This is a genomic window from Pseudomonas sp. Z18(2022) (assembly GCF_036346535.1).
In the GTDB taxonomy this organism is placed as follows: Bacteria; Pseudomonadota; Gammaproteobacteria; order Pseudomonadales; family Pseudomonadaceae; genus Aquipseudomonas; species Aquipseudomonas yamanorum_A.
The window spans coordinates 1-15,989 of sequence record NZ_JAOTOA010000029.1; the positions used below are offsets into that span (position 1 = coordinate 1).

General features: G+C 59.8%; 13 protein-coding genes and 1 riboswitch. Of the genes, 7 read left to right on the forward strand and 6 right to left on the reverse strand.

Features of this window, described 5'->3' with window-relative positions:
* The coding region (locus V3W39_RS30580) for a YncE family protein (protein WP_330213963.1) at positions 1 to 1,292 on the forward strand (1,292 nt) is incomplete at its 5' end.
* Between the two features lie 119 nt (positions 1,293 to 1,411).
* Here the strand turns inward: V3W39_RS30580 and V3W39_RS30585 are convergent.
* The 4 genes from V3W39_RS30585 to ung form a co-directional block, all read right to left on the reverse strand.
* Positions 1,412 to 3,706 carry an autotransporter outer membrane beta-barrel domain-containing protein gene (locus tag V3W39_RS30585; protein ID WP_330213964.1) on the reverse strand — a complete coding sequence of 765 codons (2,295 nt, stop codon included), beginning with the start codon at positions 3,704 to 3,706 and terminating at the stop codon, positions 1,412 to 1,414.
* Between the two features lie 195 nt (positions 3,707 to 3,901).
* Positions 3,902 to 5,833, reverse strand: a complete 1,932-nt coding sequence (locus tag V3W39_RS30590) for a hypothetical protein (RefSeq protein ID WP_330213965.1) — start codon at positions 5,831 to 5,833, stop codon at positions 3,902 to 3,904.
* A gap of 302 nt (positions 5,834 to 6,135) precedes the next feature.
* Positions 6,136 to 8,160 (reverse strand): hypothetical protein, encoded by a 2,025-nt coding sequence (locus V3W39_RS30595; RefSeq protein ID WP_330213966.1) that lies wholly within the window; start codon positions 8,158 to 8,160, stop codon positions 6,136 to 6,138.
* Positions 8,161 to 8,392: 232 nt separating this feature from the next.
* Complete coding sequence (ung, locus tag V3W39_RS30600; protein WP_177079549.1) at positions 8,393 to 9,085, reverse strand: uracil-DNA glycosylase; 693 nt, start codon at positions 9,083 to 9,085, stop codon at positions 8,393 to 8,395.
* A 132-nt stretch (positions 9,086 to 9,217) separates the two neighbouring features.
* Between ung and V3W39_RS30605 the strand changes: the two genes are divergently transcribed.
* Positions 9,218 to 10,330 (forward strand): enoyl-CoA hydratase/isomerase family protein, encoded by a 1,113-nt coding sequence (locus V3W39_RS30605; RefSeq protein WP_177079572.1) that lies wholly within the window; start codon positions 9,218 to 9,220, stop codon positions 10,328 to 10,330.
* An 11-nt stretch (positions 10,331 to 10,341) separates the two neighbouring features.
* On the opposite strand, the gene V3W39_RS30610 is transcribed toward V3W39_RS30605, so the two are convergent.
* Both V3W39_RS30610 and V3W39_RS30615 read right to left on the reverse strand, forming a co-directional pair.
* Entirely contained in the window at positions 10,342 to 10,776 is a 435-nt protein-coding gene (locus tag V3W39_RS30610; RefSeq protein WP_177079550.1) for a DUF3757 domain-containing protein, read from the reverse strand.
* Positions 10,777 to 10,935: 159 nt separating this feature from the next.
* Positions 10,936 to 11,289: a hypothetical protein gene (locus tag V3W39_RS30615; RefSeq protein ID WP_010176601.1), complete on the reverse strand. Its 354-nt coding sequence runs from the start codon at positions 11,287 to 11,289 to the stop codon at positions 10,936 to 10,938.
* A gap of 302 nt (positions 11,290 to 11,591) precedes the next feature.
* A riboswitch (guanidine-I (ykkC/yxkD leader) is annotated at positions 11,592 to 11,692 on the forward strand.
* 61 nt (positions 11,693 to 11,753) lie between these two features.
* Between V3W39_RS30615 and V3W39_RS30620 the strand changes: the two genes are divergently transcribed.
* From V3W39_RS30620 to V3W39_RS30640, 5 genes are read left to right on the forward strand one after another with little or no spacing between them, the layout of a single operon-like run.
* Positions 11,754 to 12,821: a putative urea ABC transporter substrate-binding protein gene (locus V3W39_RS30620; RefSeq protein ID WP_093200780.1), complete on the forward strand. Its 1,068-nt coding sequence runs from the start codon at positions 11,754 to 11,756 to the stop codon at positions 12,819 to 12,821.
* A 12-nt stretch (positions 12,822 to 12,833) separates the two neighbouring features.
* Positions 12,834 to 13,649, forward strand: coding sequence for an ABC transporter permease (locus V3W39_RS30625; protein ID WP_177045087.1), 816 nt, complete (start codon positions 12,834 to 12,836; stop codon positions 13,647 to 13,649).
* Positions 13,646 to 14,410 (forward strand): ABC transporter ATP-binding protein, encoded by a 765-nt coding sequence (locus V3W39_RS30630; protein WP_177113941.1) that lies wholly within the window; start codon positions 13,646 to 13,648, stop codon positions 14,408 to 14,410. The genes V3W39_RS30625 and V3W39_RS30630 overlap by 4 nt, the downstream gene beginning before the upstream one ends.
* The gene (locus V3W39_RS30635) at positions 14,407 to 15,132 is read left to right on the forward strand and encodes an urea amidolyase associated protein UAAP1 (RefSeq protein WP_177045091.1); all 726 of its coding nucleotides are present in this window, start codon (positions 14,407 to 14,409) and stop codon (positions 15,130 to 15,132) included. The genes V3W39_RS30630 and V3W39_RS30635 overlap by 4 nt, the downstream gene beginning before the upstream one ends.
* 9 nt (positions 15,133 to 15,141) lie before the next feature.
* Positions 15,142 to 15,774 carry an urea amidolyase associated protein UAAP2 gene (locus V3W39_RS30640; RefSeq protein ID WP_330213967.1) on the forward strand — a complete coding sequence of 211 codons (633 nt, stop codon included), beginning with the start codon at positions 15,142 to 15,144 and terminating at the stop codon, positions 15,772 to 15,774.
* Positions 15,775 to 15,989 lie beyond the last annotated feature (215 nt).

Below are 15,989 nucleotides of genomic sequence, written 5' to 3' on the forward strand. Positions count from 1 at the left end.
GCGGGGCGAGTACTCAGTCCAAGACCCTGAGCCTGGAGGTGGAAGCCCTGGCATCGCAGGAATGGGACCTGGTGAGTATTCCTGAGGCCACAGGCGGGGTGATTGAAACCAGCGGTGCCTACACCGTCCGGATTGATGCCTGGCCGTTCATGGTGGCCGGGCAACTGTTGACCGTATTCCTGCGGGGCACCACCGATACCCTGCTGTTCAGCAGGCCAGTGACCGCTGCTGAAGTGACCGCCGGGCGTGTCACTGCGCCTATCCCGGCAGATTATCTGCGGACACTGGCAGCGGACAGCACCCTGAGGGTAGAAGCCAATGTGTCGCTGGATGGCAGTGGCAACCAGGCCACAGCCCAGGCGTTTGAGGTAGCTCGTTATGACGTCAGAAGGTCTGCGGGGATCGTGGGAACAATCACGGTCGGCAATGCGCCAGCATTTATGACGCTTAGCCCGGATAACAAAAAACTTTATGTGGGCTACAACAACCTCAATACGGTTCACGTCATCAGTACCGAGACAAATGCCATCGTGCACACTATCCCACTCCAGGCAGTAGCCCGAGGCCTTGTAGTAAGCCCAGATAGTTCACGCCTGTATGTAGGGCTCCTATCAAACACTATAACCCTATATGAGTACGAAACTACGTTTTATACTACAGTTCAAACATCCAACGTCAATTACACCACCTATTTCATGGCTCGAAACCCAAGCGGATCAAGGCTTTACCAAGGATACTTCAGCTACATCTATAGCTATGACACATTCAATTTAAGGATAACCGCACCGACCTTTTCTCTAGGCGTCAATAAACAGCTCTCTTCCATAATTATGAACAGCGATGGCACTCGCCTTTATGCTGGGAACTCTCATGGATTAATGGTCTTCACTGCTGCTGGAGTCGTAATAAGAGATCTGCAGCTAGCGCTCCCCAACCCCTACTTTAATAGCTTAGCTTTAAGCCCGAACAAACCCAGGCTGTATGCCAACAGCAGCACAGGAGAAAACTCTTACCTGGGAATTTTTGATACGGATACCATTACACTCGTCAAGTCTATTCCCGGCTTCAGAACTCCGTTAGGTTTGGTTTTCAATCCCGACCCGGCGGTCTATCGTGCCTACGTTACGGAAAACACAGGCAATTCAGTGAGAGTGATCGACACAGAGGCTGAAGAGTCTATTGCTAGTATCACAGGCTTTGACAGACCGTTCGGTATTGTCTTCAACTCTGATAGTAATACGCTCTATGTTGCCAATAACGGCACCAATACCATTTCGGTGGTGAACGTATAAACGGTCAATAGTCACCGCAAAAAAAATGCCCCGTATCCTTCGATACGGGGCATTTGTCGTTATGCAAAAGTCCTGGGGTTCAATTCATCGCTTAGCACAACGTACTGCTCATCCCACCCTTAGAAGTCGTAACGCACGCCCACGTTAACGCCCCACGGCTGGTCGATGCTACGGCCCTGGCTGCGCTCCACGTCCGCATGCACCTTGAAGTTCTTTGACACCGACATCGCCACCCCGGCCCCGACTTCGATGCGGGTGCCCGACAGGTCGTTGTTGAACTTGTTGTCGTTCACGAACACCTTGTTGCTCTGGTTGAACTCATGGGCCACGGCGGTGCGCAAGTAGGGTTGCAGGATGCTGCCACTGTCGAGCTGGATATTACGCCCGGCGGTCACACCGGCCTTGCCCACTACAGAAGCGGTACGGTCGCCCTTGGCATGCAGGCCGTTGTCCAGGTCGTAGCTCTGACGCTGGATGAATGCCGTCGCCAACTGCCCGTAAGGCTCTACGAAGTAACCGTCATCCAACTTGATATGACGACCAAACTCAGCAGAGGCACTCACCGCGTTTTGAGTGAAGTCGCCCTTGGCCTTCTTACCGTCACTCATGGCCACCTTGGACTCGTTGTGCAACCGGTTGAACTTCATCACGCCATCGAAGTAGAAGCCGCTCTCGGCATCCAGCCAGGTGGCATAACCACCGACGTAGTAGCTGTTGATCGTCGCGCTGCTGCCACGCTTCAAGTCCAGGTCCGAGGTGCTGTGACCGGCCATGAAACCGGCCAGCCACTGGCCGTCGCCGCCGGAAAGTGGCACGTCGGCACCCAGGGTAAAACCACGTTGGGTCTGGTTGTAATCAATGCCCTTGTTCTTGTTGGACACTTCGTACTTGTTGCCATAGGCACGGCTCCACAGGCCCGACGACTTGCCGTCGCTGAGGCGCAGTTCGCCCATGCGCGTACGCAGGTTGGTCATCTCGCCGTACAGCACGCTGGGTGCGGCGTTGGCCAGGGCCAGCACCGAGTGGGTGCTTGGGCTGATGACCTTGCTGCTTGGGTCCAGCAACCAGTCCTTTTGGTCATTTTCGTTAATCAGGCTGTAGGAGTAGGTACCTACGTCAACGCGATCATTGACCAGGCTGAACTGAGCGCCGCCGTCTTCGGTATGCACGACATGCAAACGATCATCGGACAACGGGTCGGCACCGCTGCTGGCGATCAACAGCTTGTGGTCGCCTGACGACGTCCCGGTGACATTCAGGAAGTCCCCCGTCAGGGTCGCGAAATCAGCGGTCATGATAAAGGTGCCGTTGCCTGACAGGTTCGCCACGTCCAACTGATAGAAGGTACCCGGCTCGCCGAACCTGATGTTGCCGTTGTTCAGGGACAGATCACCCACCTGCTGGTTGTCGACCATGACCCAGGTGGCATTGCTGTTGATCGCCAGCGCGTCGACGTTTTCCAGGCGCCCGGTCAGCACCGAGCTGTTGCTCAGCCCGACGCTGGCAGTGCCGCCGGAATTGATCACATCGCCGGTCATCAATGCGCCGTCCAGGCTCAGGTCCAGCACGCTGTCGGCACCGACCTGAACGTTGCCGACCAAGGCGCTGTTATTGACACGCATGTTGGCATTGCCGCCGTTGATCAGCTCCAGCATGTTGCCGTTGCCGCCTGCCAGGCTGGAGCCGTTATTGACGTCGATTTCAGCGGTGATCAGCCGGTCAACCAGGATCGCCGCACCACTGCCGCCTTCCACACGCGACCCCTCCAGCACCAGCGACGGCGAGGTGTCCGCTGCAACGCGATCACGAACCATCGACACGCCATTGGTGCCACCGCTGATGGTGCTGTTGACCGCCGTCGCATTGCCGGCCAGTAAGCGCAGCCCTTCCTGACTGCCGCCAGTCAACGTCGAGTCACTGAGCGTCAGGTGACTGAATGCCGAGACTGCAGCACCGTAGGTGGCACCCTTGAGCGTGCTGTTGTTGACCTGCACCTGGGTACCACTCAGGGCCGACGGATTGCGACCCATGTCCAGGGCGCCCGCCGCGTTACTGGTAATGGTCGAGTTGTTGATCGTTGCATTACTTTGAATCAACGCCACGGCCGGGTCCGTGGTCACATACGAGCTGACGTGAGCGTTATCCATGTTCAACGTGGAACCGCTGGTGGCGCGCACTTCACGCGCAATACCACCGTCCACCAGGTTCAGCGTACCGCCTCTCTGCAAGACAAAACTGTCTACACCGAAGGAGCGGTCCACCGTCACGACGGGACGACCGAACTCGCCGGTGCCATCGACAGTGGTCACTGCAAATGCAGCGTCAGCCAGCAGATAAATAGGCGCGACTGCCAGCAACTTGATGCTGGTGGCCAATCGTGAGTATTGAAAATTTGATGCAGTAATAGCAGTCATCTGATGCGTCTCTGAGAAAAAGATCCAGTTCGAACCCGGAACCTGTATCGAATAGGTTTCCGTTTTCTGCGGAGGCAGAGACTAGAGAGCAAAGGGGAACGCTTATGTAGGATAAATCTGCAATGCATAAGTAAAAAGTCCCCTTATTGGAGGGGACTTTTAGGCAGTCGCAAGCAAAAACTTGCAGGGGACGGGTTAAACCAAAGAACCGCGCAACGTGATTGGGACACAGGTGCCGCCTACCGCGCCACTACGGATATCCCAAAACACCACCACCGGATCGGAAGAGCCTCGCTCCGGTGTCGGCAAGTCGCGAATGATGCTCCACATCACCTCCACCCAGCCCCGACGCCTTGTAGGGTCGCCGTCAAAGTAAGGCAGCACAAAGTTGTAGGTAAACCCGTTGAGTCGTTCAGCCGGCCCGACCCCCAGTTCAGGGCTGTCCACTGCGGTTCCGGACACGGGTACCGCAGGTCGAACGGCACCCGTGTACTCATAACGCACCGCCGAAATCACCACCCGGTCGCCTTCCTTGAGCGACACCGGGTCGAACACTCTGATGGGCACATTCACCCAGGGGGTCTGTGGGCAGCGGATCTCTCCCTCGGTAGTCAGATTGGTAAAGATCGGGTCGGCCAGGCCGGTCAGCGCAAAAACATCGACCCGTACATCCTGTGCCCGCGATTGCTTGTAGTTAATCGCATTGCGCACTCTGTACCAGCAGGGAATCTCGCCATTGCCGTACTTTTCAATCAGATCGGCGGCAATCGACAATGTCACCACAGTGGTGCCGGTTTCAGTCCCCAGCACCGTATAGGTACTGGCAAGATCGCCCTCGCCCGTACCGTAATACAGGTCGATGAACTCCCCGGCGGCACGCCCTTCGTAAATGAAAAAGGTCGCATTGATGACGCCGGCCAGGTCGGTGGCAATCAGTGAGTTGTCTACCGCCGAATCGCCACGCACCACCGGCAAGGCCAGCGACGGGTCGATCGGGCCCGGGCCGACAACGGGGGTGCCGGGTTCAACCAGGTTAACGGCCACGGTGGCATTGGGTGAAGGGAAGTTATCGGTCCCACGCAGAACCTCATAATTGACGGTCGCGGTGTAGTCGCTTCCGCCCGCTGCGATGGTGGCGTAGTCCGCCACGAACTCAAAGGGAAAGATCGGCGTGACACCCAACCGCTGGGTACCGAACTCATTGCCATTCCAAAAGATGTGCATGACATCATTGGGCAGAAATCCGGTAATCGCCGGCACACTCACCAATACCCCCTTACGAGCCTCTTCCTTGTCAACCAGCGGAGCCGCCAGCGGGATCACCGGTGCTTCAAGCACAGGTGGGTCACTGAGCCTTACCGAAAGGGTACGCGGTATCGAAGTCTGGGTATCGTTACCCGCCCGGTCGAAGAACTGGTACTCCAGCAGGAAGTCACCCGGGCCAGACGCGTTGATCTGTGCAGTGGTGAACGTGTAAGTGATGGGGCCCGTGAGCGGCACGGTTCCGGTCTGGCCATCCGGGTCGCCCGAACCATAGAAAATCTTGAACGTATCGCCAGACCTTGAATCAATGGGCCGTGGCAGGGTTAAGGTCACTCCGCCATTAGTGGCCAGGTAGTCCGGTGTCACTCCGTTGGCCGGCAAGTTGGTGGGCAAGAGCAGTGCGTTTGGCCTGAGGTTATTGTTCGGGTCAATGGTGTCGACAAAGATAGTCACCGGCAGGGAAGTCGCGACATCAGGCGCCGCCCCCGAGAGCCCAATGGAATAGGTGAACTGCTTGGGCCCATGGCTGCGCAGGCGTGCCGACCGCACCAGAATATCCACGTCCGCCGTGATGGGGCCTTCAAACTCCTCTAGGTACACTTGGTTGTTATCGATACTAGCAATCACCACGTCGAACTCGCCGGGAAACTCAGCTGCATTTGGCCAGAGCGGGACCGTGACCGGCAGTCCGTTCAACTGCTCCTCAACACTCACCAGGTTGTCCTGTTCAGGATCGTTTGGATCGTTCGGTACGGTTTGAATGACCGGAGGAGCGGCAGGTGGCTCAGCGAGCCTCGCGGCATCGGCCTTTTTCGTTTTAATCGACGTAACCTGCGAGTTCCGGTGGAGCGGATGCTTTGACATGACCATAAACTCCTTGCAGTGGCGACGAGCTCCAGGATGTGTATAACTTCCCGGAACAGTGGGTAGCGGATTAACTCCATTCGTCAGTGTTGGGAGACCACTACTTGGCTGTCTGACAGTGACGGCAGATTCATTTAACAAGCTTTCGCCCGAGGGCGTAACTGTGAAACTTGACAGGTTGCAAAACGCGAAAATTGCAGGTCTGCAATCATGGATTGCTAACGGATCATCTGAAAAATGACCGCCTGCGCATCGGAAGGGCGAGGCGCCCTTCCGACGGTTACAGGCCCGCAACAGCATTTTCAGTCATCAGCAAGGCATGGCGGTAAATTGGGACGAATCAGGGATATGGCAATCAACACCCGACCGGAATCGCCAATACCCGCACCCGCCTGTTTGATCACCCGGTACTGCACCACCGCAGAGCCATTACGCGGGTTGATTTGCCCATCAGGCGGCTTGACCAGGCCAGGCAGCAGGATGTACGGGTCAAAGGGCACCCGAAAATCGTAGCCTTCCTCAGCCTCGCGCGACGTCAGGGTGTGTCTGAAGGTTTCTGACGTCCCCGGAATAAGACCGCTGGCATTGCCGTTGGTATTGGCATAACTGGCCCAGGACAAGATCACTTCGTCGCCACCGTCCAGGCGCGTGACATCACCGGGGACCCTGACCCTGGCGCCCCCGTCCCACGGGCGCAAATCACAGTTGATGAAACCTGAACCCGGCCCCGGCCCATAGTGCACATCGGGAAACTGGGGAGACAGCAAACCGATAATCGTCACAATATTGACAGTCACCAGCGTATCCACCGAGCGCTGCCGGTTGAACCCGTTATACGTCCAGTAGAAGGCCGGAACAGTGCCGCCCGGCACGGACTCGATCAACGCCCAAGGAACAAAAAACTCGATCTCGTCGCCCACCCGATCCTCAGGTTGTACGGTATAGGTGTCGGCAAGTACCCCGGGGCTGCCCCACATCAACTCGAGCACTTCATTGGCCACGGGGTTGTCATAGAGCGGCAATACCACGCGGGCGGGCTGGTCCTTGTCGCTGGCGGTCAGAAGGTTGTCGCCGTCGACCCCCTTGACCGTGACCTGATCCAGCAAGCGGTTGATCGGGTCCGGGTTATCCGGGTTCACAGGCCCGGCAACTGTCAGGTTCACTGGAACAAAACGTGGGTCTGAACGTCTCGTCGGCATCGTGCCGCGCTGCCAGGTGTAATCGGCCCTGATCAAGCCCGGGGCAAATTCGAAGCCACCGCTGGCCAGGGTTGCATAGTCGATGGGAACCCGGATTGGCCAGGCCTGGGCGAAGCCGACGGTAATCGGGGCAAGAAGGATCAGATTCCAGAACGGCTGCAGCACGTCGCCGGCTGCCGAGCCGAACACCTCCGGTATTTCCATGTAGACGCCACCCGGAGCCCGGGCATCTTCCAGGTCAATCAGGCCGTCAATCAACAGTTGCGGAACGTCTACGGGACGCAGAAGCGTTGGCGTAGGAGTGAGGTCGATCAGCAGGATCGAAATGCGCGACGGCGGGCCTTCGTTATCGGCGCGGTCGGTCAAATAATAATGGGCATTGTATTCACCGTTGGCATGCCCGCGCAGTTCATCGCCCTCGAACACCAATTCAATAGGCGCTCCGTCCTTGTGTAACTGGTTGATGGTGACCGTGGCGACCACATCCACAAACCGATTGCGCAAGCTTCGTTTATTGCGTAACGCCAGCAGCGACAGATAGCCGTCGACACGGTCCTCCAGCCGCATGTCAGGCCAGCGTGGCACCTCGGCCACGACCCGGTCACCATTGCTGGCCAGGTACGCGTCGGTCACGCCATCGCGCTGTACGTCCAGCGGAAAGATCAACGGCCCACCACGGTTATTCTGGTTCGGTGCCTCTTTGTCGAGATTGATCAGAATCGGATCGGAGAGCTCCGTCGCATTTCCCGGCACCAGTTCGACCTCATAGCGCAGCAGGTGCAGGCCCGGCGAGTCGAGCTTGATCTGCGGTACAAAACCGACCACCGGCAAGTCGGAAGCGTCATAAGGCGCTTCAATCGACTGGGTATCAAAGGGGGTGGGTTCGTCATCCCAGTAGAAATGAATCAGGGTGACCTCGCCCGGGTCAAGGGTGTCGGAGCCCCCCCATAGCACTGTCACCTCGACCGGCAAATCCTCCGCCTGGGCCAAACGCGGGATGGTGTACGCCGTCTCGTCACTGAGCAGTGGCAACGCATAGGGAGGGGGCACCACTGGCGGCGCAGAGATTCTCAGGCTCGCACGGCCATGCGCGTGCGAGTATGTGGCCGATGGTCTTTTCTTGGACATTTCCACTCTCCTTAACAATCGATCAATTGACCGGCCATTGACCAACGACTGGTGTCTACCAGAGCGTCCAGGCCAGGAGACTAGTTAAGGGATAAACAGAGATGGCGGATACTGTCAGAAATAACAGGTAGGCCCCGGCACCACGCACTGCTGCCGGGTGTGACGACGGGTCCGAACCAGTCGCCGCGCAGCTTTCAGGGAATCGGGGCGGCCTTGCGCCACCCCGTGCTTGTCAGACCGACGGCAGCGCCCAGTGGATGGGTGCTTCGCCATTCTGCTCTAGAAACTTGTTGGTACGGCTGAAATGCCCGCAGCCGATGAAACCTCTATAAGCCGACAACGGTGAAGGATGCACCGACGTCAGCACCAAGTGCTTGGTGGCGTCGATCAGCTTTTGCTTGCCCTGCGCGTGGGCGCCCCACAGCAAGAACACCAGATGCGGCTGATGCTCGCTCACCAGCTCGATAATCCGATCGGTAAAAAACTGCCAGCCCTTGCCCGCGTGGGCGTTGGCATTCGCGCGCTCCACCGTCATGGTGGTGTTGAGCATCAGCACGCCCTGATCGGCCCAGCTTTGCAGGTAGCCGTGGTTGGGGATGTCGATGTTCAGGTCGCGCTTGAGTTCTTTATAGATATTGACCAGCGACGGCGGCGCCGGCACGCCCGGTTGCACCGAGAAGCACAGGCCATGGGCCTGGCCCGGGCCGTGGTACGGGTCCTGGCCGAGAATCACCACCTTGACCTTGTCCAGGGGCGTTGAGTTGAGTGCGTTGAAGATCATCGGGCCCGGCGGGTAGATCTCCTTACCAGCGGCGTGCTCCTGGCGCAGGAATTCGCGCAACTGGGCCATGTACGGCTGGTCGAACTCGTCACGCAGGGCGTGTTTCCAGCTGGGTTCGAGTTTGATACGGTCGTCGGTGGTCATGGTTGCATCCAGAAAAAACAATGGTGCGAACCCTAGGAAAGCCCACCCTGCTTGTCAATTGATCTGACGCAGAACCGGCACTTTCCCGCGAAGCGATCATACTGAACCTTCACTTTCTCGATTGAGGTCATGATGAACCTGCACTTCGAAGAGCTGATTGGCACGGGCGGCGCCCGCGTCGGCGTCGCCAGTCTGGACGCTGAGAAATCCCTCAACGCCCTGTCCCTGCCGATGATCCTGGCCCTGGCCGAACGCCTGGATGCCTGGGCCAAAGACCCGCACATCGTCTGCGTGCTGCTGCGCGGCAACGGCCCCAAGGCCTTTTGCGCCGGCGGTGAAGTGCGCAGCCTGGCCCAGGCCTGCCGTGAACATCCCGGTGAAGTCCCGGCGCTGGCCGCGCAGTTTTTCGCCGCGGAATACCGTCTCGACTACCGCCTGCACACCTACCCCAAACCACTGATCTGCTGGGGCCACGGCTATGTGCTGGGCGGCGGCATGGGCTTGCTGCAAAGCGCCGCGGTGCGCATCGTCACCCCGAGCAGCCGCCTGGCCATGCCGGAAATCAGCATCGGCCTGTACCCGGATGTGGGCGCCAGTTGGTTCCTGTCACGCCTGCCCGGCAAGCTGGGTTTGTTCCTGGGCCTCACCGGCGCTCACATGAATGGCCGCGACGCCCTGGACCTGGGCCTGGCCGACCGTTTCCTGCTGGATGAACAACAGGACGAACTGCTCGAAGGCCTGCTGCAGTTGAACTGGCAGGAACAGACCGAGATGCAGCTCAACAGCCTGCTCAAGGCCCTGGCCCAGGAAGCCACCGGCCAGTTGCCCGAAGCCCAATGGCTGCCGCGCCGGGCGCAGATCGACGAATGGCTGGATGTGGGAGATGTGCGCTGTGCGTGGCGCGCCTTGAGCCAATTGCGCGACCACGCAGACCCGCTGTTCAACCGCGCCGGCAAGACCCTGAGCGAAGGCTGCCCGCTGACCGCGCACCTGGTGTGGGAGCAGATCCAGCGGGCGCGGCATCTGTCCCTGGCCCAGGTGTTCCAGATGGAATACACCCTGAGCCTGAACTGCTGCCGCCACCCGGAATTCAGCGAAGGGGTGCGGGCGCGGCTGATTGACAAGGATCAACAGCCTCACTGGCACTGGCCGGATATCAACTTGATCCCCGAGGCGGTGGTGCAGGCGCACTTCCACAAGGTGTGGGAGGGGCGGCATCCGCTGGCGGATTTGTCTGACTATTAAGTAAGCGCTCGTCAGCGCGTTGAGCCTTCCAGCGTGAAGGCGCAATTATCGGGCTGACGGTCGTCGCACTGAAATATCTGTTGCCCGAAAACGTCAGTGCCGGGTCGCCAGTGCGTGGTATCTGCCAGCGACATCGTCCCTGCGCTGCGGACCGAGCCGTACCTCAAGGCGACCATATTCTCCCTTGCCGTTTTATAAAGGCACTTTTCCAGATAGCCATTCTTGCGTTCACCCGGCTCCCTTGGAATAAAAATCGCCCCCACGAATGTTTCCACGAAGTCCTGGCCGTCCATTGGCGGGCTTACCCATGGGGAGTCTTTGGCAGTTCCCTGAAAGTGCCCATCAACGTACCGGATGGCACTCGGATACGGGCAGGCTTGCGCTGCTGCTAACGTGTTAATGCCGAAAAGACCAAAAAGTAACAAATAGAGCGTACTGGCTCTCATCCCACGGGCTCCGTCAATCGATGTTGAAAACGACACGTCAAATAGACGACCGCCTCCAACTAACAACAGCCGTGCCTCCTAGTCTAGCTGTCAAATATGACAGTACCGACCAGCGGTATAAAAAACGGCGCCTGAGCGCCGCTTTTCCAACAAATACGATCAGCGATGCCCGCCACGGCCTCCGCCCTGATTGCCGCCGCCCTGGCCACGGCCACCGCCATTACCCCAGTGGCTCCCCCAACCCTGGTTGGGGTAAGGCCGGTAACCGGCTCGCGGCCCGGCAGGGTAGTAACGAGGTGCCGGCTGGTAATACCGCGGCGATGGGTAGTAACGCTGCGGTGGCGGATAGTAACCCTGGCGATAATGGTAGTAAGGCCCGCCACCGTAGTAATACGCCGGCGCAGGCGCCGTGTAGACCTCGGTACCGTAGTAGGCCTGCCCGCCACCGTAATAGGGCGCGCACGCAGAAAGGGTCAAGCCGAGCAAAGCGATGAGAAGCAGTCGACGATACATGGCGGCCTCCTGGACCGCGGAAGAGCACACCCAGCGACGCTGGGGGGCGGCAAACAGCTTTCACTGATTGACGAAATATCTGACATCAAAATCTGAATCTGGTGCGATTTCGACATAGATTGATACATCTGATCGTCGCCTCATTGCAGTGCAACCCCGCACCAGCACAACGCACATTCTACAAGCCATGCGCCCTCCTCCTCGCGCCAACCCGCGCCGTTGCTGCGCCGGTGCCACTTGGCACGACTCTCGCTTTACCTCTCCCGTGCAGGAGTCATCACAGGTTCGCGGCACCACAATTTGCAATGGCTGACTAGGGTTCCGGCTCGCTAAGGCGAGTGGCTGGTCCGAGAGTCGGCGACCTCCAGTTGAGGTTACACGGCGGGATAAAAGCCCGGGAGACAAGCCACCGTTCACGGTGCCGCGTTGCTCCTGCTCGCCCTTGATCAACTGGAGAAGCATCCATGCCCTCGATACGTTTACCCGCCCTGCTCGCCGCCGCCTTCGCCGCCGTGGTGAGCTTTTCCGCCCAGGCCGCCCCCAAAGACCATTTCAGCGTGTGCTGGACGATTTATGCCGGCTGGATGCCATGGGAGTACGCCGGCAGCCAAGGCATCCTCGACAAGTGGGCCAAGAAGTACGGCATCAAGATCGACATGGTGCAGCTCAATGACTACGTCGAATCCATCAACCAGTACACCGCCGGCCAGTTCGACGGCTGCACCATGACCAACATGGACGCCCTGACCATCCCCGCCGCCGGTGGCGTGGACAGCACCGCGCTGGTGGTCAGCGACTTCTCCAACGGCAACGATGGCGTGGTCATCAAGGGCGAAGGCAAGACCGTCGCCGACCTCAAGGGCATGAACGTCAACCTGGTGGAACTCTCCGTGTCCCACTACCTGCTGGCTCGCGCCCTGGAGTCGGCCGGCCTCACCGAAAAAGACCTGAAAGTGGTCAACACCTCCGACGCCGACATCGCCGCCGCCTTCAACACCGATCAGGTCAAGGCCGTCACCACCTGGAACCCGATGCTCTCGGAGATCAAGGCCAAGCCCGGCGTCACCGAAGTGTTCGACTCCAGCAAAGTGCCCGGCGAAATCATGGACATGATGGTGGTCAACACCCAGACCCTCAAAGACAACCCCAAGCTGGGCAAGGCCCTGACCGGCGCCTGGTTTGAAGTGGTCGCGCTGATGAACGCGAAAAACGCCGCCAGCACCGACGCCCTGGAACACATGGCCAAGGCTTCCGGCACCGACCTCAAAGGCTTCCAGTCGCAACTGGACACCACCAAGCTGTTCGCCACGCCCAAGGAAGCCCTGGCCTTCGCCACCAGCGCGCAGTTGCCGGCCACCATGGGCAAAGTCGCCGAGTTCTCGTTTAAACATGGCCTGCTGGGTGAAGGTGCCAAGGACACCAACGCCGTGGGCATGAGCTTCGCCAATGGTGTGACCCGCGGCGACACCGCCAACCTCAAGCTGCATTTCGACCCCAGCTACGTACAGATGGCCGCCGACGGCACGCTGTAAGAGGACCCGGCCATGCGCCTGATCAACCGTCACCCGGAACGCTCCAGCCGCCTGTTGTTGGTGCTGCTGCCCTTCGCGTTGCTGCTGTTCGCCTACTTCGTGGGCTCGGCCGAACGCCTGGCAGACAACCCCAACGACAAGCTGCTGCCCAGCGCCGTGCAAATGGGCGACGCGGTGAAACGCCTGGCCTTCAGCGCAGACGCTCGCACCGGCGAATACGTACTGTGGCAAGACAGCGCATCGAGCTTGCGCCGCCTGGCGATTGGCCTCGGCATCAGCGCCCTCGCCGGCCTGTGCCTGGGCATCGCCGCCGGCACCTTGCCGCTGTTCGGCGCACCGTTGTCGCCATTGCTGACGGTGCTGTCGATGGTGCCGCCGCTGGCGATCCTGCCGATCCTGTTCATCGTGTTCGGGCTTGGGGAATTGTCGAAAGTGATGTTGATCGTGATCGGCATCACCCCGGCCCTGGCGCGGGACCTGGAACAGCGAGCGCGGGAAATTCCCGTGGAGTTGCTGGTGAAGGCGCAGACCCTCGGCGCCTCCACCTGGACCCTGATGCTGCGGGTGGTGCTGCCGCAATTGCTGCCGCGCCTGCTGATCTCCCTGCGCTTGATGCTGGGCTCGGCATGGCTGTTCCTGATTGCGGCAGAAGCCATCGCCTCCACTGACGGTTTGGGTTACCGGATCTTCCTGGTGCGCCGCTACCTGGCGATGGACGTGATCCTGCCCTACGTGGTGTGGATCACCCTGCTGGCCTGGCTGATGGACTGGGGCCTCAAGGCCCTGACCCGGCGTGCGTTCCCCTGGTACGAAGGAGCGCGGGCATGAGTTTTATCAGCGTCAACAATGTGTGGCAGCGCTATGGCGACCAGGTGGTGCTGGAGCGCCTGAACCTGCACGTGGCCGAAGGCGAGTTCTGCACCCTGGTCGGGACTTCCGGCTGCGGTAAATCGACCTTCCTGCGCCTGCTGTTGGGCCAGGAAACCGCCAGCCACGGCGAGATCCTGCTGGACGGTAAACCATTGGCCGCCGAGCCCGACGCCAGCCGTGGCGTGGTGTTCCAGCGCTACTCGGTGTTCCCGCACCTGACGGTGCTGGACAACGTTGCGCTGGGCCTTGAATTGCCGCGTTCACCCTTGCTCGGCCGGCTGTTCGGCAGCGCGAAAAAACAGGCGCGGGAACAGGCAGCGGCGCTGCTGCATAAAGTCGGTTTGGGCCATGCCCTGGACAAGTACCCGGCGCAGCTTTCCGGCGGCATGCAACAGCGCCTGGCCATCGCCCAGGCGCTGATCATGAAGCCGCGCATATTGCTGCTGGACGAACCCTTCGGCGCCCTCGACCCGGGCATTCGCAAAGACATGCACCTGCTGTTGCTGGAGCTGTGGCGCGAAACCAGGCTGACGGTGTTCATGGTCACCCACGACCTGAGCGAAGGCTTCAGCCTCGGCACCCGCCTGCTGGTGTTCGACAAGGTGCGCCTCGACCCGCACGCCCCGGGCGCGTATGGCGCCCGCATCACCTACGACATCCCTTTGAACAGCGAGCGCCGCAAGGCGATCGCCGCCGAACTTGGAGCCACTTCCAAATGACCGACTCAACCCAATTGTTCCCACCCTTCGCCGAGGAAATGCTCCCCGGCGGCGGCCACCGTTCCTTCGTGCTCAAGCGCGGCCAACTGCTGCGCCTCACCGACATTCGCGGCGGCGCCAACGTCAGCCTGACCCTGCTCAATGCCAATGAAAAAACCGAGCGCCTGAACCTGCCCGACAGCCTCAAGTGCCAACACACCGCCAAGCTCACCAGTGGCCATTGCCTGTACTCGGACATGGGCCGCGTGCTGGCCGCGATCACCGCCGACACCTGCGGCTGGAGCGACAGCATCGGCGGTGTGTTATGCGCCTCCGAGGTCGCCGAAAAATATGGCAAGGGCCGCTATCAAGAGCTGCGCAACGGCTTCTACCGCAACGGCACCGACAACCTGCTGGTGGAACTGGGCAAGTGGGGCCTGGGGCTTTCCGATCTGCTGATGACCCTCAACCTGTTCAGCAAAGTCACGGTGGATGACGCCGGCGGCCTGCACTTTGCGGCCGGTCATTCCAAGGCCGGCGACTACATCGAACTCTATGCACCGATGGACACGCTGGTGGTGCTCACCGCCTTGCAACATCCCATGGACCCCAACCCCGAATACGCGCCGCAACCGCTGAAACTCAGCTGGATGAACGCCGACAAAAGCGTCGCCGAACACTGCCGCACCTCGCGCCCGGAGAACGAGCGCGGCTTTATCAACACCGACCGTCTGTTCGCCTGAGGACCTGCCATGTCTATCGCACTCGCCAAACAACCGGACGCGGCCGTGTACCGCGCGACCATTCCCGCCGGCGAACCCTGGCTGATGGAAGTCAAGGCCGGCCAGACGCTGCGCATCCTCGACCTTGAGGGCAACCAGGCCGTCGACACGCTGTTCTACAGCCTGAAAAACCCCCGGGAACGCTACGACGTGCAGCGCACCTTGCGCCGGCAAAACAGCGTGTACCTGGGCACCGGCAGTGTGCTGTATTCCAACCTCGGGCAGCCGATGCTGACCATCGTCGACGACACCTGCGGGCGCCACGACACCCTTGGCGGCGCCTGCGCCCAGGAGAGCAACACCGTGCGCTACGCCCTGGAAAAACGCTACATGCACAGCTGCCGCGACAACTACCTGCGGGCCTGTGCCCACGATGGCCGGCTGGGTAAAGGCGACATCGGGCCGAACATCAATTTCTTCATGAATGTGCCGGTGACGGCCGATGGCGGGCTGACGTTTGAAGACGGCATTTCCGCCCCCGGCAAATACGTCGAGCTGCGGGCCGAGATGGACGTGATCGTGCTGATCTCCAACTGCCCGCAACTGAACAACCCGTGCAACGGCTACAACCCGACCCCTGCGGAGTTACTGGTATGGAACTGAAAATGAAGCGGTTACGTCAGTGGTTGTTCGCCCTCTGTCAGGCCCGGGCGGGGCAGTGCCTCCAAAAACACTGAAGATCAATTGTAGGAGCTGGCTTGCCTGCGATAGCGGTGGATCAGCCAACACATGGGGTGACTGACCCACCGCCATCGCGGGCAAGCCCGGCTCCCACAATTGATCTGCATTGATGTTGAAATTTGCGCTTCGGACGACCG

Coding starts and splice junctions, on each gene's coding strand:
- V3W39_RS30585 (WP_330213964.1), bottom strand. CDS start 3,706: ATGACTGCTATTACTGCATCAAATTTTCAATACTCACGATTGGCCACC.
- V3W39_RS30590 (WP_330213965.1), bottom strand. CDS start 5,833: ATGTCAAAGCATCCGCTCCACCGGAACTCGCAGGTTACGTCGATTAAA.
- V3W39_RS30595 (WP_330213966.1), bottom strand. CDS start 8,160: ATGTCCAAGAAAAGACCATCGGCCACATACTCGCACGCGCATGGCCGT.
- ung (WP_177079549.1), bottom strand. CDS start 9,085: ATGACCACCGACGACCGTATCAAACTCGAACCCAGCTGGAAACACGCC.
- V3W39_RS30605 (WP_177079572.1), top strand. CDS start 9,218: ATGAACCTGCACTTCGAAGAGCTGATTGGCACGGGCGGCGCCCGCGTC.
- V3W39_RS30610 (WP_177079550.1), bottom strand. CDS start 10,776: ATGAGAGCCAGTACGCTCTATTTGTTACTTTTTGGTCTTTTCGGCATT.
- V3W39_RS30615 (WP_010176601.1), bottom strand. CDS start 11,289: ATGTATCGTCGACTGCTTCTCATCGCTTTGCTCGGCTTGACCCTTTCT.
- V3W39_RS30620 (WP_093200780.1), top strand. CDS start 11,754: ATGCCCTCGATACGTTTACCCGCCCTGCTCGCCGCCGCCTTCGCCGCC.
- V3W39_RS30625 (WP_177045087.1), top strand. CDS start 12,834: ATGCGCCTGATCAACCGTCACCCGGAACGCTCCAGCCGCCTGTTGTTG.
- V3W39_RS30630 (WP_177113941.1), top strand. CDS start 13,646: ATGAGTTTTATCAGCGTCAACAATGTGTGGCAGCGCTATGGCGACCAG.
- V3W39_RS30635 (WP_177045091.1), top strand. CDS start 14,407: ATGACCGACTCAACCCAATTGTTCCCACCCTTCGCCGAGGAAATGCTC.
- V3W39_RS30640 (WP_330213967.1), top strand. CDS start 15,142: ATGTCTATCGCACTCGCCAAACAACCGGACGCGGCCGTGTACCGCGCG.